Source organism: Enterobacter vonholyi (assembly GCF_008364555.1).
GTDB lineage: Bacteria > Pseudomonadota > Gammaproteobacteria > Enterobacterales > Enterobacteriaceae > Enterobacter > Enterobacter vonholyi.
In genome coordinates, this window is record NZ_VTUC01000006.1 from 739201 (window position 1) to 761599 (window position 22399).

The 22399-nt window shown below is 51.5% G+C and carries 24 protein-coding genes and 1 other annotated feature; of the genes, 13 read left to right on the forward strand and 11 right to left on the reverse strand.

Going from position 1 to position 22399, the window contains the following annotated elements:
• Positions 1–62: 62 nt before the first annotated feature.
• Positions 63–683: an L-threonylcarbamoyladenylate synthase gene (locus tag F0319_RS12175; RefSeq protein WP_003856793.1), complete on the reverse strand. Its 621-nt coding sequence runs from the start codon at positions 681–683 to the stop codon at positions 63–65.
• Complete coding sequence (gene rnm, locus F0319_RS12180; RefSeq protein WP_149367046.1) at positions 680–1561, reverse strand: RNase RNM; 882 nt, start codon at positions 1559–1561, stop codon at positions 680–682. The genes F0319_RS12175 and rnm overlap by 4 nt, the downstream gene beginning before the upstream one ends.
• A gap of 139 nt (positions 1562–1700) precedes the next feature.
• Here rnm and trpL point away from each other — a divergent pair, with 139 nt between their 5' ends.
• From trpL to F0319_RS12225, 9 genes are all read left to right on the forward strand, one after another.
• The gene (gene trpL, locus F0319_RS22540) at positions 1701–1745 is read left to right on the forward strand and encodes a trp operon leader peptide (RefSeq protein ID WP_106993556.1); all 45 of its coding nucleotides are present in this window, start codon (positions 1701–1703) and stop codon (positions 1743–1745) included.
• Positions 1722–1816: a sequence feature (Trp leader region), on the forward strand. (Overlaps the previous gene by 24 nt.)
• Positions 1817–1839: 23 nt before the next feature.
• Positions 1840–3402: an anthranilate synthase component 1 gene (locus F0319_RS12190; RefSeq protein ID WP_136194979.1), complete on the forward strand. Its 1563-nt coding sequence runs from the start codon at positions 1840–1842 to the stop codon at positions 3400–3402.
• Entirely contained in the window at positions 3402–4997 is a 1596-nt protein-coding gene (gene trpD, locus F0319_RS12195) for a bifunctional anthranilate synthase glutamate amidotransferase component TrpG/anthranilate phosphoribosyltransferase TrpD (RefSeq protein ID WP_149367047.1), read from the forward strand. The genes F0319_RS12190 and trpD overlap by 1 nt, the downstream gene beginning before the upstream one ends.
• A gap of 3 nt (positions 4998–5000) precedes the next feature.
• The gene (gene trpCF, locus F0319_RS12200) at positions 5001–6359 is read left to right on the forward strand and encodes a bifunctional indole-3-glycerol-phosphate synthase TrpC/phosphoribosylanthranilate isomerase TrpF (protein ID WP_149367048.1); all 1359 of its coding nucleotides are present in this window, start codon (positions 5001–5003) and stop codon (positions 6357–6359) included.
• A 10-nt stretch (positions 6360–6369) separates the two neighbouring features.
• Positions 6370–7563: a tryptophan synthase subunit beta gene (gene trpB / locus F0319_RS12205; protein WP_024907111.1), complete on the forward strand. Its 1194-nt coding sequence runs from the start codon at positions 6370–6372 to the stop codon at positions 7561–7563.
• Positions 7563–8372: a tryptophan synthase subunit alpha gene (gene trpA, locus F0319_RS12210; protein WP_149367049.1), complete on the forward strand. Its 810-nt coding sequence runs from the start codon at positions 7563–7565 to the stop codon at positions 8370–8372. The genes trpB and trpA overlap by 1 nt, the downstream gene beginning before the upstream one ends.
• A gap of 181 nt (positions 8373–8553) precedes the next feature.
• Positions 8554–9765 carry a selenium metabolism membrane protein YedE/FdhT gene (gene yedE, locus F0319_RS12215; protein WP_149367050.1) on the forward strand — a complete coding sequence of 404 codons (1212 nt, stop codon included), beginning with the start codon at positions 8554–8556 and terminating at the stop codon, positions 9763–9765.
• Entirely contained in the window at positions 9762–9995 is a 234-nt protein-coding gene (yedF, locus tag F0319_RS12220; protein WP_003856774.1) for a sulfurtransferase-like selenium metabolism protein YedF, read from the forward strand. The genes yedE and yedF overlap by 4 nt, the downstream gene beginning before the upstream one ends.
• 126 nt (positions 9996–10121) lie before the next feature.
• Complete coding sequence (locus F0319_RS12225) at positions 10122–10460, forward strand: hypothetical protein (protein ID WP_127731309.1); 339 nt, start codon at positions 10122–10124, stop codon at positions 10458–10460.
• A 46-nt stretch (positions 10461–10506) separates the two neighbouring features.
• On the opposite strand, the gene ompW is transcribed toward F0319_RS12225, so the two are convergent.
• Positions 10507–11139, reverse strand: coding sequence for an outer membrane protein OmpW (gene ompW, locus F0319_RS12230; RefSeq protein ID WP_111965938.1), 633 nt, complete (start codon positions 11137–11139; stop codon positions 10507–10509).
• A 114-nt stretch (positions 11140–11253) separates the two neighbouring features.
• Positions 11254–11529, reverse strand: coding sequence for a hypothetical protein (locus tag F0319_RS22270; protein WP_162790894.1), 276 nt, complete (start codon positions 11527–11529; stop codon positions 11254–11256).
• Here F0319_RS22270 and F0319_RS12235 point away from each other — a divergent pair.
• The 4 genes from F0319_RS12235 to F0319_RS12250 all read left to right on the forward strand — a co-directional run bounded on the left by F0319_RS12235 (position 11422) and on the right by F0319_RS12250 (position 14131).
• Positions 11422–11826 (forward strand): YkgJ family cysteine cluster protein, encoded by a 405-nt coding sequence (locus tag F0319_RS12235; protein WP_021240310.1) that lies wholly within the window; start codon positions 11422–11424, stop codon positions 11824–11826. The genes F0319_RS22270 and F0319_RS12235 overlap by 108 nt on opposite strands.
• A 25-nt stretch (positions 11827–11851) precedes the next feature.
• A complete protein-coding gene (locus tag F0319_RS12240) occupies positions 11852–12595 on the forward strand; it encodes a YciC family protein (protein ID WP_033145752.1) in 744 nt (247 codons plus the stop codon).
• 56 nt (positions 12596–12651) lie between these two features.
• Positions 12652–13188 (forward strand): septation protein A, encoded by a 537-nt coding sequence (locus tag F0319_RS12245; RefSeq protein WP_039263565.1) that lies wholly within the window; start codon positions 12652–12654, stop codon positions 13186–13188.
• Positions 13189–13459: 271 nt separating this feature from the next.
• Positions 13460–14131 carry an SOS response-associated peptidase gene (locus tag F0319_RS12250; protein WP_149367051.1) on the forward strand — a complete coding sequence of 224 codons (672 nt, stop codon included), beginning with the start codon at positions 13460–13462 and terminating at the stop codon, positions 14129–14131.
• 369 nt (positions 14132–14500) lie between these two features.
• On the opposite strand, the gene F0319_RS12255 is transcribed toward F0319_RS12250, so the two are convergent.
• The 7 genes from F0319_RS12255 to F0319_RS12285 form a co-directional block, all read right to left on the reverse strand.
• Positions 14501–15403 (reverse strand): hypothetical protein, encoded by a 903-nt coding sequence (locus F0319_RS12255; RefSeq protein WP_149367052.1) that lies wholly within the window; start codon positions 15401–15403, stop codon positions 14501–14503.
• A gap of 192 nt (positions 15404–15595) precedes the next feature.
• Entirely contained in the window at positions 15596–16864 is a 1269-nt protein-coding gene (locus F0319_RS12260; RefSeq protein WP_149367053.1) for a Y-family DNA polymerase, read from the reverse strand.
• 2 nt (positions 16865–16866) lie between these two features.
• On the reverse strand, positions 16867–17286 hold the full coding sequence (locus tag F0319_RS12265; RefSeq protein ID WP_149367054.1) for a translesion error-prone DNA polymerase V autoproteolytic subunit: 420 nt from the start codon (positions 17284–17286) through the stop codon (positions 16867–16869).
• A 179-nt stretch (positions 17287–17465) separates the two neighbouring features.
• The gene (locus tag F0319_RS12270) at positions 17466–17765 is read right to left on the reverse strand and encodes a hypothetical protein (protein ID WP_149367055.1); all 300 of its coding nucleotides are present in this window, start codon (positions 17763–17765) and stop codon (positions 17466–17468) included.
• Between the two features lie 226 nt (positions 17766–17991).
• Complete coding sequence (locus tag F0319_RS12275; protein ID WP_149367056.1) at positions 17992–19014, reverse strand: acyltransferase family protein; 1023 nt, start codon at positions 19012–19014, stop codon at positions 17992–17994.
• A gap of 89 nt (positions 19015–19103) precedes the next feature.
• The gene (locus F0319_RS12280; protein WP_188035100.1) at positions 19104–20327 is read right to left on the reverse strand and encodes an SGNH/GDSL hydrolase family protein; all 1224 of its coding nucleotides are present in this window, start codon (positions 20325–20327) and stop codon (positions 19104–19106) included.
• 67 nt (positions 20328–20394) lie between these two features.
• Entirely contained in the window at positions 20395–22368 is a 1974-nt protein-coding gene (locus F0319_RS12285) for a tail fiber/spike domain-containing protein (protein ID WP_149367058.1), read from the reverse strand.
• Positions 22369–22399: the final 31 nt, after the last annotated feature.

The following is a 22399-nucleotide window of genomic DNA, read 5'->3' on the forward strand; positions in this document are numbered from 1 at the left end:
AATCAGGTCAAAAGAGGGCTGAGCCCTGCTTTGATGGCCGCGTAGTATATCTGCTTATACCATTACAAGAAAGGCTTTACGTCACCCACGCCTTCTCGAATCACTTCCGGCGCATCTTCGGTTAAGTCGACCACGGTAGTGGGCTGCTGGCCGAGATAGCCGCCGTGAATAATTAGCTCGACCACCTTTTCCAGACGATCTTTGATCTCTTCCGGATCGGACTCGGTAAACTCGCTGCCGGGCAGCATCAGCGAGGTAGAAAGCATCGGTTCGCCGAGGGTTTCCAGCAGCGCCTGCGCTATCGGGTTCGACGGCACGCGCATACCGATAGTCTTGCGCTTTTCCTGCAGCAGGCGGCGCGGCACCTCTTTCGTCCCTTTCAGGATGAAGGTGTAGTTACCCGGCGTATTGTTCTTAATCAGGCGAAACGCCACGTTATCCACATAAGCATAGGTGGACAGCTCAGAGAGATCGCGGCACATCAGGGTAAAGTTATGCCCGTCCGGCAGCTGGCGAATACGGCAAATACGCTCCATTGCCCCTTTGTCTTCAATTTTGCAGCCCAGCGCGTAGCCTGAATCGGTCGGGTAGACAATCACGCCGCCTTTGCGGACGATCTCCACCGCCTGGTTAATCAGGCGTGGCTGCGGGTTATCCGGATGGATATAGAAAAACTGACTCATACTTCCCTCTCTTCAATTTGCTGCGGCTGTTCCCAGAGCTGCCAGACCGGCTCAACGCCAGCGGGCAGCCAGAGCTTGCGCCCCAGTTCGATCCACGCGCAGGGCTGATGGAAATCAGACCCCTGTGACCCAAACAGGCCGAACTGGCGGGCATAGGTCGCGAGCTGGGCGCGCTCGTTGGGCGCCTGCTGACACTGGGCGACTTCCATCGCCTCGCCACCGCATTCGGCAAAGTGCGCCAGCAGCCTTTTCAGCCATTTAGCAGAAAGATTATACCGGCCCGGATGGGCCAGCACGGCCTTACCGCCAGAATGATGAATCACATCAATAGCTTGTTTTATTGTACACCACTGTGGCGGAACGTATCCGGTTTTCCCGCGCGCCAGATATTTTTTAAAAACATCCGCCATCGTCGCGGCTTTACCCGCCTCTACAAGAAAACGGGCGAAATGACCGCGCGTGACCGCCCCGCCGTTCGCCAGCTTTTGGGCACCTTCCAGCGCGCCCGGAATATGCGCCTTTTCCAGACGCTCGCCGATCATCTCTGCGCGCTGGTTGCGGCGCGTTTTTTGTTCTTGCAAAAAGGCAGTAAGTGCCGGATGGTCTATATCGATGTTCAGGCCAACGATATGAATCTCATGGTTTTCCCAGACGGTCGAAATTTCGACGCCGGACACCAGATTGAGCGCCAGCCCGCTGCGGGCGATCTCGGCGCGCGCCGCCGGAATGGCATCCGTCGTATCGTGATCGGTTATCGCCAGCGTACCAACGCGCATTTCAACGGCACGATGAACCAGGGCTTCGGGTGTCAGCAGGCCATCAGAGGCCTGAGTATGGCTGTGTAAATCATAAATAATAGCGTAGGTGGTATCGCTCAAAGCACTTCCCATAACAGGTTGGAGACATCCGAAACCATCATGATACCGACTTATATCGAAATTCTGAAATCAAGGGTTGACAACACGCCATCGAACTAGTTAACTAGTACGCAAGTTCACACGAGAAAGGTATCTGAAAATGACAGCACATTTCACTCTGCACGGTTGGTGGCGTACTTCCTGATCTTCGGGCAGTGTCACGCGTCTGCGAAATGCAAACAGATACCCAGCCCGCTTCCAAGCGGGCTTTTTTTTGAACAGAAAATGAGAACAATATAATGCAAACAGCCAAACCTCATCTCGAACTGCTGACCTGCGAGGCGGCCTACCGCCACAACCCGACCGCGCTGTTTCATCAGGTGTGCGGCGCGCGTCCGGCGACGCTACTGCTGGAATCTGCGGACATCGACAGCAAGGACGATCTCAAGAGCCTGCTGCTGGTCGACAGCGCGTTGCGCATTACCGCTCTAGGTGACACCGTCACAATTAAGGCTTTATCAGACAATGGCGCCTCGCTGCTGCCGCTGCTGGATGCCGCCCTGCCTTCAGGCATTGAAAACGAACGTCATCCAGAAATGCGCATTCTGCATTTCCCGCCGGTTAGCCAACTGCTGGATGAAGACGCGCGCCTCTGCTCCCTGTCCGTCTTTGATGCCTTCCGCCTGCTGCAGAACCTGGTCACCGTTCCGCACGATGAGCGTGAAGCGATGTTCTTTGGCGGGCTGTTTGCCTACGATCTGGTCGCTGGCTTTGAAGATTTACCGGAAACCGAGCAGGGCAATCGCTGCCCGGACTATTGTTTCTATCTGGCCGAAACCCTGCTGGTGATCGACCATCAGAAACAATACACCCGCATTCAGGCCAGCCTGTTCACGCCTTCGACCGCTGAGAAAAACCGTCTTGAGCATCGCATCGCGCAGCTTCAGCAGCAGATGACGGAAGCGCCGCCTGCGCTTCCGGTGCAGCGAGTGGAAAAAATGACCTGCGATGTGAACCAGACCGACGATCAGTACGGCGCCGTGGTTCGCCAGATGCAAAAAGCGATTCGCGCCGGGGAAATTTTCCAGGTTGTACCGTCCCGTCGCTTCTCGCTGCCCTGCCCGTCTCCGCTGGCAGCCTACGACGTGCTGAAAAAGAGCAACCCGAGCCCGTACATGTTCTTTATGCAGGACAACGAATTCACGCTGTTCGGCGCCTCGCCGGAAAGCTCGCTGAAGTACGACGCCACCAGCCGCCAGATTGAAATTTACCCGATCGCCGGAACCCGTCCGCGCGGACGACGCGCCGATGGCTCGCTGGATCGCGATCTCGACAGCCGCATCGAGCTGGAAATGCGCACCGACCACAAAGAGCTCTCCGAGCATCTTATGCTGGTTGACCTGGCACGTAACGATCTGGCCCGTATTTGCACCCCGGGCAGCCGCTACGTGGCGGATCTGACCAAAGTTGACCGTTATTCGTTCGTAATGCACCTGGTTTCCCGCGTGGTCGGTGAGCTGCGCCACGACCTCGACGTGCTGCACGCCTACCGCGCCTGCATGAATATGGGCACCCTGAGCGGCGCGCCGAAAGTGCGCGCCATGCAGCTGATTGCCGCCGCCGAAGGGCGTCGTCGCGGCAGCTACGGCGGCGCGGTGGGTTACTTCACCGCCCACGGCGACCTCGATACCTGCATCGTGATCCGCTCCGCCTATGTAGAAGACGGCATTGCCACCGTCCAGGCGGGAGCCGGGATTGTTCTTGATTCCGTTCCGCAGTCTGAAGCTGACGAAACGCGCAGTAAAGCCCGAGCGGTCCTTCGCGCCATTGCTACCGCACACCATGCACAGGAGATTTTCTAATGGCTGACATTCTGCTGCTCGATAATATCGATTCCTTTACCTACAACCTGGCAGATCAGCTGCGTGCGAATGGCCATAACGTCGTTATCTATCGCAACCACGTGCCGGCCCAGACCCTGATTGACCGTCTGGCAACCATGCAAAACCCGGTGCTGATGCTCTCTCCTGGGCCTGGCGCACCGAGCGAAGCGGGCTGTATGCCGGAGCTGCTGACCCGTATGCGCGGCAAGCTGCCGATTATCGGCATCTGCCTCGGCCATCAGGCGATTGTGGAAGCCTACGGCGGCTACGTTGGTCAGGCGGGAGAGATCCTGCACGGTAAAGCGTCCAGCATTGAACATGACGGCCAGGCGATGTTTGCCGGGCTGCCGAATCCGCTCCCGGTCGCGCGCTACCACTCGCTGGTCGGCAGCAACATTCCCGCCGGGCTGACCATCAACGCCTCGTTTGAAGGGATGGTGATGGCGGTACGTCACGACGCGGATCGCGTCTGCGGGATGCAGTTCCATCCGGAATCCATCCTGACCTCTCACGGTGCCCGCCTGCTGGAGCAGACGCTCGACTGGGCGTTGCAGAAGCTGGAGCAGACCAACTCCCTGCAGCCGATTCTGGAAAAACTCTATCAGGCGCAGACCCTGAGCCAGCAGGAGAGCCACCAGCTCTTCTCCGCCGTGGTTCGCGGTGAGCTGAAGCCTGAGCAGCTGGCGGCCGCGCTGGTGAGCATGAAGGTCCGCGGCGAAAGCCCGCAGGAGATCGCCGGTGCCGCCACGGCTCTGCTGGAAAATGCCGCCCCGTTCCCGCGCCCGGACTATCTGTTTGCCGATATCGTCGGTACCGGCGGTGATGGCAGTAACAGCATCAATATCTCCACCGCCAGCGCCTTCGTAGCGGCAGCGTGCGGTTTGAAGGTCGCAAAACACGGTAACCGCAGCGTGTCCAGCCGGTCAGGTTCTTCCGATCTGCTCGCCGCATTCGGTATTAATCTCGATATGAACGCCGAACGTTCCCGTGAAGCGCTGGATGACCTGGGCGTCTGCTTCCTGTTTGCGCCGAAGTATCACACCGGTTTCCGCCACGCGATGCCGGTCCGTCAGCAGCTTAAAACCCGCACGCTCTTTAACGTGCTCGGCCCGCTGATCAACCCGGCGCACCCGCCGCTGGCGCTGATCGGTGTCTACAGCCCGGAGCTGGTCCTGCCGATTGCCGAGACGCTGCGCGTGCTGGGTTACCAGCGTGCCGCCGTAGTGCACAGCGGCGGAATGGACGAAGTGTCACTGCATGCGCCGACGCTGGTGGCCGAACTGCGCGACGGTGAAATTCTGAGCTGCCAGCTCGAAGCCGCTGACTTTGGTTTAACTCCGTATCACCAGGAAGCGCTGGCAGGCGGTACCCCGGAAGAAAACCGTGACATTCTGACGCGCTTATTACAAGGTAAGGGAGAGGTCGCCCATGAGGCCGCCGTTGCCGCCAACGTCGCCATGCTGATGCGTTTGCACGGTGAGGAAGACCTGAAGGCCAACGTTCAAAAAGTTCTGGATGTACTGCGCTCCGGTGCAGCTTACGATCGCGTTACCGCACTTGCGGCAAGAGGGTAAAGAATGCAGACCGTTTTAGCGAAAATCGTTGCCGATAAGGCCATCTGGGTGGAAGCCCGCAAGCAACAGCAGCCGCTTGCCAGTTTCCAGAACGACGTCGTCCCGAGCAGCCGTCGTTTCTATGACGCCCTGCAGGGTGCGCGCACCGCGTTTATTCTTGAGTGCAAAAAAGCGTCCCCGTCCAAAGGCGTTATCCGTGACGATTTCGACCCGGCGCGCATTGCCGGTATTTATAAGCATCATGCCTCAGCCATCTCCGTGCTGACGGATGAGAAATATTTTCAGGGCAGCTTCGATTTTCTGCCGATCGTCAGCGGCATAGCGCCGCAGCCGATCCTGTGCAAAGACTTTATTATCGACCCTTATCAGATTTGGCTGGCGCGCTTTTACCAGGCCGACGCCTGCCTGCTGATGCTCTCGGTGCTTGACGACGAGCAGTACCGCCAGCTCTCTGCCGTCGCGCACAGCCTGAAAATGGGCGTGCTGACCGAAGTGAGCAACGAAGAGGAGCTGGAGCGCGCGATTGCGCTGGAAGCCAAAGTGGTCGGCATCAATAACCGCGATCTGCGCGATCTGTCAATCGACCTGAACCGCACGCGCCAGCTGGCGCCGCGTCTGGGCGCTGGCGTCACGGTGATCAGCGAATCCGGCATTAACAGCTACGCCCAGGTGCGCGAGCTGAGCCACTTCGCCAACGGTTTCCTGATTGGCTCCGCCATGATGGAACATGACGATCTCAATGCAGCAGTGCGTCGCGTGCTGCTGGGTGAAAACAAAGTCTGCGGCTTAACCCGCGAACAGGACGCCCAGGCCACGTATGAAGCCGGAGCGATTTATGGCGGGCTGATTTTTGTGGATTCCTCTCCTCGCGCGGTTAGCGAAGAGCAGGCGCGTAAGATCATCGCCGCGGCACCGCTCAGCTATGTTGGCGTGTTCCGCAATGCGGATATCGCAGAGATGGTTGTAAAAGCCGACGCGTTATCCCTGAGCGCGGTGCAGCTGCACGGCGATGAGGATCAGGCCTATATCGATGCCCTGCGCGCCACGCTGGCACCGCAGGTACAGATCTGGAAAGCGCAAAGCGTTGGCGATACGTTGCCCCCGCGTAACCTGAACCACGTGGATAAATACGTCCTCGATAACGGCCAGGGCGGAAGCGGCCAGCGTTTTGACTGGTCTCTGCTGAACGGCGAAAAGCTGGACAACGTTCTGCTGGCGGGCGGATTAAGCCCGGACAACTGCGTAGAAGCCGCGAAAACCGGCTGCGCAGGCCTCGATTTCAATTCAGGCGTAGAGTCCCAACCGGGTATCAAAGATGCCTGCAAGCTGGCCTCGGTTTTTAAAACTCTGCGTGCATATTAAGGAAGAGAAGATGACGACATTACTTAACCCGTATTTTGGTGAGTTCGGCGGGATGTACGTCCCGCAAATCCTGATGCCCGCGCTGCGCCAGCTGGAAGAAGCGTTTGTCAGCGCGCAAAAGGATCCGGCGTTTCAGGCTGAATTTACCGACCTGCTGAAAAATTACGCCGGTCGTCCGACCGCGCTGACCAAATGCCGCAATCTGACGGAAGGTACGAAAACCACGCTGTATCTTAAGCGTGAAGACCTGCTGCACGGCGGCGCGCATAAAACTAACCAGGTGCTGGGCCAGGCGCTGCTCGCCAAGCGCATGGGCAAAACTGAAATCATCGCCGAAACCGGCGCGGGCCAGCACGGCGTGGCCTCGGCGCTCGCCAGCGCCCTGCTCGGCCTGAAATGCCGCATCTATATGGGGGCGAAAGACGTTGAGCGTCAGTCTCCGAACGTCTTCCGTATGCGCCTGATGGGTGCGGAAGTGATCCCGGTGCACAGCGGCTCCGCGACGCTGAAGGATGCCTGTAACGAAGCGCTGCGCGACTGGTCCGGCAGCTATGAAACCGCGCACTATATGCTCGGTACCGCGGCAGGCCCGCACCCGTTCCCGACCATCGTGCGCGAATTCCAGCGCATGATCGGGGAAGAGACCAAAGCGCAGATCCTTGAAAAAGAGGGTCGCCTGCCGGATGCGGTGATCGCCTGCGTCGGCGGCGGGTCAAACGCCATCGGCATGTTCGCAGACTTTATTGACGACACCAGCGTCGGCTTGATTGGCGTCGAGCCTGCCGGTCACGGCATTGAATCAGGTGAACACGGCGCGCCGCTGAAGCATGGCCGCGTGGGGATCTACTTCGGCATGAAATCCCCGATGATGCAGACCGATGAGGGCCAGATTGAAGAGTCTTACTCTATCTCTGCCGGCCTCGACTTCCCTTCCGTCGGGCCGCAGCACGCCTATCTGAACAGTACGGGTCGCGCGGACTATGTCTCCATTACCGATGACGAAGCGCTGGAAGCGTTCAAAACGCTGTGCCGCAGCGAAGGGATCATCCCGGCGCTGGAGTCTTCACACGCTCTGGCCCATGCGCTGAAAATGATGAAAGACAATCCGGAAAAAGAGCAGCTGCTGGTGGTAAACCTTTCCGGACGCGGTGACAAAGATATCTTCACCGTTCACGATATTCTGAAAGCACGAGGGGAAATCTGATGGAACGCTACGACAACGTATTTGCAGAACTGAAATCCCGCCAGGAAGGCGCGTTCGTTCCCTTCGTCACCCTGGGCGACCCGGGCCCGGAACAGTCGCTGAAGATTATCGACACCCTGATTGAGGCCGGTGCCGACGCGCTGGAGCTGGGGATCCCGTTCTCTGACCCGCTGGCGGATGGCCCAACCATTCAGAATGCGACGCTGCGCGCGTTTGCCTCGGGCGTCACGCCAACCCAGTGCTTTGAGATGCTGGCGGCAATTCGCCAGAAGCATCCGACCATTCCCATTGGCCTGCTGATGTACGCCAACCTGGTGTTCAACCGCGGTATCGATGAGTTTTACGCCGAGTGCGCACGCGTAGGCGTCGACTCCGTTCTGGTCGCCGACGTGCCGGTCGAAGAGTCCGCGCCGTTCCGCCAGGCTGCGATGCGTCACAACGTCGCCCCGATTTTCATCTGCCCGCCGAACGCGGATGACTCACTGCTGCGCCAGATAGCCTCTTACGGGCGCGGTTACACCTACCTGCTCTCCCGCGCAGGCGTGACCGGTGCCGAGAATAAAGCCGCCCTGCCGCTGCATCATCTGGTGGAGAAGCTGGCCGAGTACCATGCCGCGCCGCCGCTGCAGGGGTTCGGGATCTCTTCTCCGGATCAGGTCACCGCGGCGATTGACGCGAAGGCTGCGGGTGCCATCTCTGGCTCTGCAATTGTGAAGATCATCGAGAAGAACGTGGATAAACCCGAGCAGATGCTGGCCGAGCTGAAAGCGTTTGTGACTGCCATGAAGGCGGCGACGCGTAAAGCCTGACACCTCCACCGTCTGGCACCCCTGCCAGACGGTTACCCTTTCTTCCCCGCCTTCAACAAAGTATTACGTCAAAATTGATCCTTTCGATATTTTCGGTGTGAATGGCTTTTCAAACTGTTATGTAAGCGTATGATCTGGACTCTTTTTTATCTTTAATCCTTCTGAGTTCAGAGGCTTATTCATGTCATGGCAATCCTTCAAACAGGCTTACCTGGTTAAGTTCTGGTCACCCGTTCCGGCCGTTATCGCGGCTGGCATTCTCTCAACTTATTATTTTGGCATTACCGGTACGTTCTGGGCAGTGACCGGCGAGTTCACCCGCTGGGGTGGTCAGCTGCTGCAGCTCGCAGGCGTGCATGCCGAAGAGTGGGGTTACTTTAAACTCATTCATCTGGACGGCACCCCGCTTACCCGCATCGACGGGATGATGATCATCGGCATGTTCGGCGGCTGTTTCGCGGCGGCGCTGTGGGCAAACAACGTTAAGTTGCGTATGCCCAAAAGCAGGATCCGCATTCTTCAGGCAGTTGTCGGCGGTATCATTGCCGGGTTTGGCGCCCGTCTGGCGATGGGCTGTAACCTGGCCGCTTTCTTTACGGGGATTCCTCAGTTTTCGCTTCACGCCTGGTTCTTTGCCGTCGCCACGGCCATCGGCTCTTACTTTGGGGCAAAATTTACCCTGCTGCCGCTGTTCCGCATTCCGGTGAAAATGACAAAAGTCAGCGCAGCGTCTCCGTTAACCCAGAAGCCCTCTCAGGCACGCCGCCGTTTCCGTCTCGGAATGCTGGTCTTTTTCGCTATGGTGGCATGGGCGCTGTGTACAGCTCTGAACCAGCCCAAACTCGGTCTGGCGATGCTGCTCGGCGTGGGTTTTGGTCTGCTCATTGAACGCGCGCAGATCTGCTTCACCTCCGCGTTTCGCGATATGTGGATCACCGGCCGCACGATGATGGCGAAGGCGATTATCGCCGGGATGGCGGTCAGCGCCATCGGCATCTTCAGCTATGTTCAACTGGGCGTCGAACCAAAAATCATGTGGGCCGGTCCTAACGCGGTCATTGGCGGCCTGCTGTTCGGCTTCGGGATCGTGCTGGCCGGCGGGTGTGAAACCGGCTGGATGTATCGCGCCGTTGAAGGTCAGGTGCACTACTGGTGGGTGGGTCTTGGGAATGTGATTGGCTCGACGATCCTGGCGTACTTCTGGGACGTTTTGTCCCCGGCGCTTGCCACAAGTTGGGACAAGGTCAACCTGCTGAGCACCTTTGGGCCTCTCGGCGGCCTGCTGGTCACCTACGCCCTGCTGCTGGTCGCTTTTTTACTGGTTGTCGCGCAGGAGAAATGTTTCTTCCGCCGTGCGAGCGTTAAAACAGAAACGCAGGAGAATGCAGCATGAAAGAGATTGTGCCTGATTATCGTCTGGATATGGTTGGCGAGCCCTGTCCATATCCGGCGGTGGCTACGCTTGAAGCGCTACCGCAGCTAAAGAAAGGGGAAATTCTGGAGGTGGTGAGCGACTGCCCGCAGTCCATCAACAACATACCGCTGGATGCGAAAAACCACGGTTATACGGTGCTGGATATCCAGCAGGATGGCCCAACCATTCGCTATCTGATTCAAAAATGATCGCTAAGGGCCTCACCAGGGGCCTTTATCGTATTGAATTATAAGACATCTTGATCCACGGCAAAAACGCGATTTTTGACTTAAGTAAAATCTCATTTCCCTTTTGAAGGAGGTTTTCGCGATTTGATGTATTTACGAGCTTTACTGGTTTTCGCCTTATTGATTCCCTTCCATGCGCTGTCCCTGAATTTCTCTTCCACCTTCCTGCGCCTTGATTGTCCGCAAAGAGGACTTGTCGAGGTTATTCTGCACGTTTATGACCATACCCAGGAACGATGGCGCGGTCATTTTGAAACCGGCGCGGGACATAAACGTGCGGGTGATACAGAAATTATCCCGTTTGCCAACGGCGATATTCTCTTCCATTCCCTGTCCAGCGACGCTTTCAGCTATTTATATGATGGGGAGACGATCCTGAGGCACTGCGTAAAGCTTGATGAGCGGCCGGTTTATCCGTCGTTTTGAAGTGAGCAAAGCAAACTGGCCACAGGGTGGCCAGTTTGAAGGGGGATTAGAAACGATAACCCGCGGAGAACATAAACACCCACGGATCCAGTCGCGTGTTGATACTTTGCTGCTGACCGCCCGCCTTGAAGCGTACGTCCGTATCAATATCCATATACCAGACGGAGGCGTTAATTAACCAGTCGCGGTTAATCAGGTAATCCAGACCGACCTGCCCCGCCATGCCCCACGAATCTTTCAGGCTGAGGTCCGTCAGACCCGCCTCTTTACCGGTATCGTTGAATTTCTCATCAAAGAAGGTGGTGTAGTTCACACCGGCGCCAATATAAGGACGCACCTTGCTGCTTGAGTCGCCAAAGTACCATTGCGCCATCAGCGTTGGTGGTAAATGGTGAACCGTAGCAATATCACCGGTTGCGCCCAGACCCACGCGATGACGGAACGGCGTTGCAGCCAGAAGCTCAACGCCCACGTTATCCGTCGCCATATAGGTGAAAGTTAAACCTAACTGGGTGTTATTACTGACGTTAAAACCGCCCATTCCCAGCACGTTATCCGAACCTTCAGTTGGGCGAGCCGTAGCCGAACCGGCACGAATAAAGAATTCGCCTGCTTCATGCGCATACGCGCCGCCAGAGAGACTGCTTAATACAAGGGCTGCCACCGCTAATTTTTTCATATCCGCTCCATCGTTGTGGTTTTAATCGCGGATGAGAATATACTCACAAAAGGGTAATAAGTGATCTGCCACAGATCACATTAAAACCAGTAACTTAACATTCATTGATCTGGATTAATTTTTTGTTACGCACTCAAAACCAATAAGTTGTTTCCATGTCAATTTTTGGCATTTCACGGTTACAAAATTTTCTCTTTTCCCCCTCTTGCTCTTCCTCTGGCGGCTGGATAATTTATCGCTCTCACAAATTGATTTGATGCGTTCTTCTTTTGCAGGTGTGCCATGAGTGATATCAACCCGTGCATGACGTGCGGAGCCTGTTGTGCGTATTTTCGAGTCTCTTTCTACTGGGCCGAAGCCAGCGATGGCGGTGGTACCGTTCCGGTTCATCTTACTGAGCCGTTAACCCCCTTTTTGCGCTGCATGAGCGGCACGAACCAAAAGCAGGCCCGCTGTGTAGCGCTACAGGGTGAGCCTGGGGTCTCGACCCGATGTTCCATCTATGAGGATCGGCCCAGTCCGTGCCGGGAATTTGCCATGTCGGGGGAAGATGGCCAGGTCAACGAAGCCTGCAATCGCGCCCGCGCACGCGTGGGATTACCGCCGCTTTACAAAGATATGCTTTTCCATACAAGCCTTGATGCTGCCACAGCAGGTGCATCCGGTGTACAATTGCCGGCTAATTAACACCTGCAATACTCAAGGAGAGTGCATGTCTATCACGGCGAAGTCTGTCTACCGTGACACGGGAAATTTTTTCCGCAATCAGTTCATAACCTTTTTACTGATCGCGTTGCTTTGCGCCTTTATCACGGTGGTGCTGGGTCATGCGTTTTCACCGAGTGAAGAACAGATTGCCAGCCTGAGCCAGGGCGACCATCTTGCGGGTAGCGTGGGGTTGTTTGAGCTGGTGCAAAACATGACGCCGGAACAGCAGCAAATCCTGCTGCGCGCCTCTGCCGCGTCCACGTTCTCGGGCCTGATTGGTAATGCAGTTCTGGCGGGCGGCGTTTTGCTGATGATTCAGCTTGTATCGGCGGGTCACCGGGTCAGCGCCTTACGGGCGATTGGTGCCAGTGCGCCGGTCTTACCTAAGCTGTTTATCCTGATCTTTTTGACCACCCTGCTGGTGCAGATGGGGATAATGCTGGTCGTGGTGCCGGGCGTACTGCTGGCTATCGTGCTCTCGTTTGCCCCGGTGATGGTCGTGCAGGATAAGATGGGTATTTTTACCGCGATGCGCAGCAGCATCCGACTGGCATGGGCTAATATGCGTCTGGTGGCTCCCGCCGTGATCGGCTGGCTGCTCGCTAAAACGCTTCTGCTTTTGTTTGCGCCGAATTTTGCGGTATTAACGCCTAACGTTGGCGCCGTGGTGGCGAATACGTTAAGCAATCTGATTTCAGCGGTACTGCTGGTCTATCTGTTCCGCCTGTATATGTTAATTCGTCAGTAATCCAGAGGCGGGAGGCATCGCAGTCTCCCGCCCCGCTCAGAAGATGGAATCACAGAATGAAGCAGTTTCTTGATTTTTTACCGCTCGTAGTCTTTTTTGCTTTTTATAAGCTGTACGATATTTATGCCGCGACTACTGCGCTGATCGTTGCAACGGCTGTGGTCCTGATCTATAGCTGGGTTCGCTACCGTAAAGTCGAAAAAATGGCGCTGGTCACCTTCGTCCTGGTCGCCGTATTCGGCGGACTGACTCTGTTCTTCCATAACGATGAATTTATCAAGTGGAAAGTGACCGTGATTTACGCCCTGTTTGCGGGCGCTTTATTAATCAGCCAGTGGGTGATGAAAAAACCGCTCATCCAACGCATGCTGGGCAAAGAGCTGACGCTGCCTCAGGAAGTCTGGTCCCGTCTGAATATCGCGTGGGCGGTCTTCTTTATTCTCTGCGGTCTCGCTAACATCTATATTGCTTTCTGGCTGCCGCAGAATATCTGGGTCAACTTTAAGGTCTTCGGCCTGACCGCACTGACCCTTATCTTCACGCTATTAAGCGGCGTATACATTTATCGCCACATGCCGCAGGACGAGAAGTAATAAATTACATTAATTACATATCTATATCAAACAGTTAGATGAATATTGGATGTGTAATTATGGTTAAAAGCACGCTTTAATGTACACTTTGTGCGAAGCGTGCTTTTTTTCCAGCTGCGTTTTGCGTAGCTCCTTCCAGTTTCGCAAAGCCCCGCTTTACCGCCTCGATGACTTCCCTCATCATGCCCCTGTTTCAAAATCATAAAGTTTCGGTGCGCACCTGTTTTTTCTTCCTGCCCTATACTTTCAGTCTGACTGACTGGAGGTTTCTATGTGTGGACGTTTTGCACAAGCCCAAACCCGTGAAGAATATCTGGCGTACTTGGCCGATGAAGCCGATCGCGACATCACATACGACCCTGAACCTATTGGCCGGTACAACGTCGCGCCCGGCACCAAAGTTCTGTTGTTGAGCGAACGCGACGAGCAGCTGCATCTCGATCCGGTGCTCTGGGGATATGCGCCAGGATGGTGGGATAAGCCGCCACTGATTAACGCTCGCGTCGAGACTGCGGCCACAAGCCGCATGTTTAAGCCGTTATGGCAGCGTGGCCGGGCAATTTGCTTTGCGGATGGGTGGTTCGAATGGAAGAAGGAAGGTGACAAAAAACAGCCCTACTTCATTCACCGCGCTGACGGCCAGCCAATTTTCATAGCAGCGATTGGCAGTACGCCGTTCGAACGCGGCGATGAAGCAGAGGGCTTTCTGATAGTGACGTCTGAAGCTGACAAAGGACTGGTCGATATTCACGACCGCCGGCCCATGGTTCTGTCGCCGGAAGCAGCTCGCGAATGGATGCGTCAGGATGTAGGAGGGAAAGAAGCGGAAGAGATAGTTGCCGACGGAGCGGTTCCAGCTGACAAGTTTATCTGGCACGCCGTGACGCGCGCCGTGGGCAATGTGAAGAACCAGGGATCAGAGTTAATCGAGGAAGAACAATAAATGTTCAATAGATTCCAGACGATATGACTGAAGGCGAGATTGCCAACTGGCTCCATGAAGCAGCAACCGAGAATCAACCAAATTTAGAACACATCGAATTTCGGTGTAAAGGATAGTTTGAAGAATCTGCAAAACAAGACACGTGACTTCAGGCCGAAAGCGGCGCTGCCTGGCATCCGAAGATGCTTGAAAATTCCAACTTTAATAGACTTCTATACACAGCAAAGCAGCTCCTTCGCCCCCCCACTTATACTTCTCGGATCGCCCATTTTCACAACCAACGTTACGCCATCTGCATAGAAAACGGGCTGGTGATCCGCTAATTTATCTGGAAAAAAATGCACTAAATTTTCTTTTTCATATCCATTTCTAAAACAAATTCTCTTTTATTTTATAAAAATCAGATATTTTCGCAAGAACTGATGTAGGAATGGTTTTTTTGCTTATATGCAGGCCTGCTTCAGTTTTTTTTAGTTTTGCGATGATATATTCATCATCGATATAACCGCCACTCTCGCCAATGAAATTTATTATGTACTCTTTTGCTTTTAAAGTTTTTGCCATATGATATTTTTCATTAAATAAAACATACACTTTAAAAATAGAATTGATGTGTTCATTAAAAATAGGCATTATTGAGAAAAGCTCATCCATCTGTGTCAACTCAGCCTTTACCAGAGCCCCCCACTTAGAAAATCCCCGGATTAACTCATCTCTCATAAAATATACGATCAACTCTATACTCATAGTACTATTGGTTTCATCAAGTGATTTTGATATCGTATACGAAAGCGGTGGCATTCCACAATGCTGAACAAAATTCCTGAGCTTGTACATGAATCTATATGAAAATTTGTCATCAAATTCGTTTGCCGTCAGCGCTTTGAATTCGACAAATTCCATCGAGTCTTCCCCATAGCGTCTGTTAATACTGGTTTCCATATGGTCAAGTAAAGTTTTAACAGACATCATGTAGTTTAGTATTCGTGTATTCAAGAGGAATGGGAAGTTTTTGAAAGGATATGACCCAATAAAAGAAGGTTCTTTGGCTACTTTAACAACCGTTTCATTCAGAAGCCCCATAAACGACTCATAGTTCAATCTTACATATTCTACTAATTCAAAGTCATTCGCAAACTCTATAAGTATATTTTTTTGTATATCATAGCTTTCAATTTCTTCATTAGTGAGCGGTCTTATTTCGTTTATTTTATTTACTTCGCTTCCATCTGAAATTGATTCTTTAGCAAGGATGATAGTGGGTTCGTTCAAGTTCACCTCCCTTATTAACTTTGTTTCAATCAATATACCCACCTAATAGGGTACATTTCATCGGCATCATATCAGCTTAAGTTGCCAAGAATAGCATTATGCTGATCAATACGTTAATTTTTATTCCCGTCCGGACCAGAATACCACCAATATCTGCTCTTGGCACAAAGCTGCTCAAAACATCAGGGATGATCATCGGACCGTTAGCAGATCTGAATATCTTGTCGTATACCGCGGCGACAGCATGTCGCGTTTCATCTGCCACTGCTGCTGAATGCCCTGCCCAGCAAAGTAGAGCGTACCTTTCCCGTCTTTCGCATTTAGGTGATCGAGAACCTCCATCAATTTTTCGCTACCGGCCCGCGGAGCATTCTCGTCAAACAAGTTGAGCTGAGCCACGCCCTGGCTGAAGAAGTCCCCAAGCATGATTCCAGCCTTCTGGTATCGGTGACCATCCTTCCAGATTTTGTCCAGGCACTTTACCGCAGCGTTGATGATATCGCGGGAATCCTGAGTGGGGGTAAGAAGCTTCATGGACGCACTGTTGCCGTAATACGGCTCGTTAAGCGCAAAGGGAGAGGTTTTCACAAATGCAGAGATGAAGCGGCAATACTGATGCTCGCCTCGAAGCTTCTCGGCACCGCGGGCGGCATAGCTGCAAATAGCCTGACGCATCTGTTCGTACTCGGTAACACGTTCGCCGAATGACCTACTACAGACGATTTCCTGCTTTGCCGGTGCAAACTCCTCCAGATCGAGGCATGGCTCGCCGCGTAATTCCCGGACAGTTCGCTCGAGTACCACGTTAAAGTGCTTCCGAATAATCCACGTACTCTGCACAGAAAGGTCCAGTGCAGTTTTAATGCCCATTGCGTTCAGCTTCTTGCTGATGCGCCTGCCGACGCCCCACACGTCCTCTACAGGCACAATAGCCAACAACCGACGCTGGCGGTCGATATTGGACAGGTCAACTACCCCGCCCGTCTGCCGCTGCCATTTCTTGGCGGCGTGGTTTGCCAACTTAGCGAGGGTTTTCGTCTGCGCGATTCCAACCCCGACAGTCAGGTGCGTACGCTTCAGAACCGTAGCACGGATCTCTTTGCCGAACTCCGTCAGGTCCAGGCAGTTGCGAACGCCTGTCAGATCGCAAAAAGCTTCGTCGATGCTGTAAATTTCGACGCGAGGGCTCATTTCCTCAAGCGTGGTCATCACCCGGTTGGACATGTCAGCATAGAGTTCATAGTTACTGCTGAAGCAAACAACACCAGCGCGCCGGAATAAGTCCTTTTGTTTGAAGAAAGGCTCGCCCATTGTAATTCCAGCGGCCTTGGCCTCAGCGCTGCGTGCGATTACACAGCCATCGTTATTAGAGAGAACGACAACCGGCCGCCCTCTCAGATCTGGCCTGAACACCGTCTCGCATGATGCGTAGAACGAATTCACATCACAGAGCGCAAACATATTCAGCTCGCAGATTTAACGATGAAAGTCACGACGCCGAATACATCGAGCGTGTCCTCGCAACCGACAATGATCGGTGAGTAAGCGCTGTTCATCGGATTGAGCTGGACAGTCGGGCGCAGCTGCAGGCGTTTAACAGTGAACTCCCCTTCCACTGCGGCAATGACAATATCACCGTGCTCAGCAGTCCGGGAACTATCCACCACCAGCAGATCGCCGTCGCTGATCCCGGCCTCAATCATCGAGTCGCCGGCAGCTTTTACGAAATACGTCGAACTGGGATGGGACACCAGCAACTCATTCAGATCGATACGCTGCTCAACGTAATCAGCAGCCGGGCTGGGGAACCCGCATTGCACCAAATCGCTGAAGAGCGGGATAGCAATAATTTCGCGTAACTCTGCCGGTCTGAAGAACTCCATGATGCATACCTCGAATACTGTTTTTATATACAGTAGTTTCAACTGAGATGCTGATCAAGATGGCCGCTTGCTTATGTGTGGCTACTTCCTGGCCGCTTCGCTTCTAAACCTTCAACGCTATTGGTTTTTTGGTGTTTGTAAATTTCGAAAGAAAGAGAGTTGATTGCTCATTTTGAATACTATATGAAGGGATTTTCGTCTGAAGAAACAGGGTGAATTGTATGTGTAACTACTCCAACCAGGCGAACATCATCAAGCGCCTCGCCTTCTAAACACTCTCCATCTTCTGTTATAAGCGAACCACCCATAACCACAGCAATCTGCAGGCGTCCAAATGCGCATAGCAAAACGCGCCTGCCATCTGCAGGAACCTGGTCGGTCTGTAAGATGGCATAGCCACCAGCAGTCTCCACAAGGTAAGAACTACCGTTCACACCACAAAGTTCATTAAGTCTGAATCGCTGGGCTGTTGCCTGCATCTCACCACCCCACAAACGCTGTCTATAAATACAGTAGTTTTAAATAAATAATTGATCAATAGGGCAACACGAATAGGCCAACACTTTAATTGTACGAAAGATATAACTCTTTGCTAGCAATGGATATTTTGACAACAGAAAGGAAGGGCTACACTTACGATGATATGACAAGAAGGGAGAGGCATCCCCCCTATAAAAATGTTGGGGGGATTAGCCTATTTAAACGTTAAACTGCGTCAGAAACAGAGTTTGGAATCGTTTTTTCTTTTTTATTATGAGATGTAAGCCTTTTCTCCATTAAATGCCAGCTCGCATATGCCAGCACTAAAACGGTAACAATGGTTGAAACGAACCCTATATAGAAGTTCTTATACATTCCAAAATGATACATAAACTGAATAACAGGATAGTGGAAAATATATACCCCATAGGACAAATCGCCAATCCTATCATGAATTGATATAGGTTTTGTCTTGAATGCGATTATATAAACAAATGCTGCAACAACAAAAGGATAGATAATTTTACCTAAGATATGACTATCGCAGAAATATAGCGCCACTAAAAGCAATGGCAGATATTTAACATTTAAGAATGATGGCGTGAAAAAGTTCAAAGCTGCACCAGCCATGAAGAATATCATAAGTGATGGCAGTTGATTTTTTAAAGATTCACTCAATCCATACTTATCCACGATGATCTCAATAGCAATTGCTGATATCAGGGACAACAATGCAATAACAGCAACAGTTATTTTCTTGCCAAAAATCTTCGCAATAATTCCATAAATTATTGGAACGGATATATAGAACATAACCTCTATTTTAATGGTCCATAACGATCCGTTGACAGCACTATTTTTGAGGTTGTGAGCAAAAAGGCCAGGCAGGTCTGGTTGTAAGAAGTTAAGGAATGCGAGGTTTGCCACAAGATACTTTGCTGCTCCATCCTGGAGATACGCCATCGCTCCACTAGAATACATAAACATTCCAATGAAAAAGCAAGAGGTTACGCACACAAAATATAAAGGGTATATTCTGAGAAAGCGTGACTTCGAGTATTCGTACAGATTACTGTTCTTCAGGTAGCTTTTGCTTATCAAATAACCACTTATGACAAAAAAGCATTTTACAGCCAGATCTCCAGGCGCCAGCTTAAGAAGTCCGTTACCAGTTAGCCCTCCAATATGGAAAAACATGACTGTTAACGCCAGCATGAGCCTCAGGATATCGAAGTTATTTTTGCGCACAAAAGAATACCTCTAGTTATCTTACTGTTTTAACTATGAATTATTGCAAATCAACATAATAAATGGCGCTCTAAAGCGCCATCTCTAGATTATGCATTTGATGGTTTCGGGCAAAGCTGAACGCCTGCAAAGTTAAAGTTTCCACTGCCCATCTCGTTTGAAGATTCAATTCCTATAATGTGAAAACCTGCTGAAAGAAAGCATTTTTCTGAATTGAATACTTGGTCATGCTTTAAACCACTGGAAATTTTGTAGTTAATCTTTCCAGAGTATCTCAAGTCATCACTTTTCCCAAAGTAGGTGATATTCGAAATGCCACCTGCCTCGCTAGTGAAACCGCATATGGACAGTGTAGAATGGTCTGTCGGCGAGTCAAGCAACAGTGGGAAGTTTATGATCTGTTTCTCAGGAAGAGAATCACCAGTTAGAACAGAACCAAATCTATTCTCAACATCCCATATCGCTCTCGAATGTTTAATATTATCATAATATTGAGTTGTAGAAAGGCCACACAGATCGTAATTATTAATCAACTTATTTGGCAATACTAATGGTATAGCCATATTCCAACCTGCATTTTGATAAGCAGAATCTGTCAGGTGAACACCATCCCCATTTATCTTATTGGCTGGAATCATTCTGCTAGTTTTAAGTGAATAGTAGAAATTATCAACCAAATCGACGTTCATTTCCGCAGCCACATCACGCTGTGCCTGAATAAATGCAGGCATGCGCTTCATCATAAATTCTTTGCCATCTCTAATCGGTGATATCACCGAAGGTGTCACTATTACAGGTATCTTTCCGTACCGCCTTGTAATATTCACAAACTCCATGATATTACTTTTATACTCATGCTCATCGCTTTGATATGAGTTACAGTCATTCAGACAGTGGTTACAATAAATCACAAGAGCGTCAGACTTGGATAATCTGTCCTCATATGAACCCACCCCACCATCTGTCCCGTTAAGTAATTTTTTTATTGTAGTGCCAGGTATTGCATTATTTGAAACGGTAGTAAGACCTGGATAAATTAAATCAAGCGCAAGTTGCAAGGAATTTGGTGGGTTAGAGTAATTCTTGGTCGTAGTAGCGCCAGGAATGGATCCCCACATAGTGGAGTCACCGAAGCAGGCTATAGCAACTTTCTTTCCATCCGCGAGTAAATTCGCTGCTCTTGAAGCCCTCATGAGGCTTGCTGGTGCTGACACAGTTTTTTTACTTTTGCCACCGAATGCCTGAGGAGCAGCGCCTGCGGCCAAAGCTGCCGGCGCTGCCATTGAAAGCAGCTTTCTTCTAGAAATTGACATGTGGAATCCCAACCAAAACATTTGGCTGGGATTCTACAACGTATAACAACACAGTCAAATCACAATGCTATGGTTTTCTTACACTGTATACTCCAGGTGAAGACACGTAGCACGTAGGTAAGGAAGCGCTCATAGCTGTCGATGTGGCTGAAAATCCGCCAACGCTAACGCTAATTGTCCGGTCATCATTGAGTACTATCCTGCAATCCTGGAAACCGCTTTGAGTTAGCGTTCCAATATTAGTAGTTACACCTCCAGCAACCATGGTGAGCACGCCAAGGGCATTATTAATTACAAGTGAATTTGATGTATCTGTATACAAATTTCCCTTTAATGAAAATGCGACTTGGCTGCTAGCATCTTTAGCAAAATAAGCAGAAAAACGAATTTCATCTCCTGTGCAAATTAACCTTGACTGAGTTCTACCTGTTCCGTCTGGGTAGCCAGTGCTAACTTCCCGACGAGGTAAAAGCAGAACACCTCCAAATGTGAAGTTCAGGCCATTTAAACCGGTACTAGAAAGCACGCCAAGAATATGCAACCCAGCACCTAGCTTACATATTTTAGGAATAAATAAGGCGTCATAATCCTGAGAATTTGAGCGTTTAAAGTCAATAATTCCGCTAAATCTTGCGTCACCGTTGGCACCTGAATACGTGAATACACCGTATCCGCCACCGGTACCCTGCAGCCCACCGAATGCTATAGTTGTATCATCGGTTGGATTATCCAGAACAACTGGATAATAAATATTCTGTGGCGTAGCTATTGAATCACCTGACAAGACAGAGCCAAATCGTGAGTCAACTTTAAAGATAGCGCGTGCATTGGTAATCGTGTCTTTCCAGTAAGATGTTGCAAGTCCGCTAAGGTCCCCAGGTTTATTTAAAAAGTGAGGTTCAAGAAGTGGAATAGCTAAATTCCTCCCGGCTGCCTGGTAGGACGCCTGCGTCAAGTGAACACCGTCACCTGCAATATCAGTAACTTTATACATGCGCGATGTTTTATACGAGTAGTAGAAATTATCCACCAGGTCGACGTTCATCTCCGCGGCCACATCACGCTGTGCCTGTAAGAAGGCAGGCATACGCTTTTGTTGATACTCTTTACCATCATCTGTTGGTGATATGATTGATGGAGTGACTATTACTGGTATCTTGTTATATTTCCTTACTATATTAACCCATTTATAAAGATTCTCTTTATACTCGTGCTCATCGCTTTGATATGAGTTGCAGTCATTAAGGCAGTGGTTACTGAATATAACTAGCGCGTCTGAGGCGGCCATTCTAGAATCAAACGTGCCGGGGCCGCCGTCAGTACCATTTAGAAGTGATTCGAGATTAGTCCCAGGTAATGCTTTATTACGAACGGTGGCTTTTCCTGGGAAAAGAAGGTTCAGCGTTGTCTGCAACTCAGCAACTGAGTTTTTCGGGTCCTGAGTAGTAGTAGCGCCAGGAATGGATCCCCACATAGTGGAGTCACCGAAGCACTCAATAATGATAGAACTTCCATCTGCTAATAAATTAGCAGCATGTGTGCAGCGCTGTGGAATCGCCAAAATATTATTAATTGCCTTTTGGACTGAATCACCACTTTCCAATACAACCAGTGAGGCCCCCTTCCCAGGTGATGACGATGCCAGATCTTTACGCAGGACATCTGCTACATCAACCGGCTGCCATTTACCAACCCCTGTACCACCAGCTGATGCTGGGGTAGAGCCAGAAGGAACGGTTTTTGGCAAAGTTTCGAGGTCATCCCAGCGGTACCAGATATTCGTGCTCTCATCCTGGAGAAGGTCGCCTGCTGACGTGACAGTGCCGCCATCCTGGAAAGAGCCCCTCAGGTTCCATCCAAGGTTGTATATCTGCTGAAGCACTAACTGCTTCAGACCTTCAATCGTATAGTGCGCTTTGCCAAAACGATCGATGTATTGCTGAACAAATGAAGTGACAAACTCATCAATTTTTCCAGCGTTAAACTTCAGGTCGCGTGGTGATTCGCTTGGTACAGCGTTTTGAGTTGGTTGAGTAGCCATATTGATTCCATAAAAAAACCCGGCGCGGTGG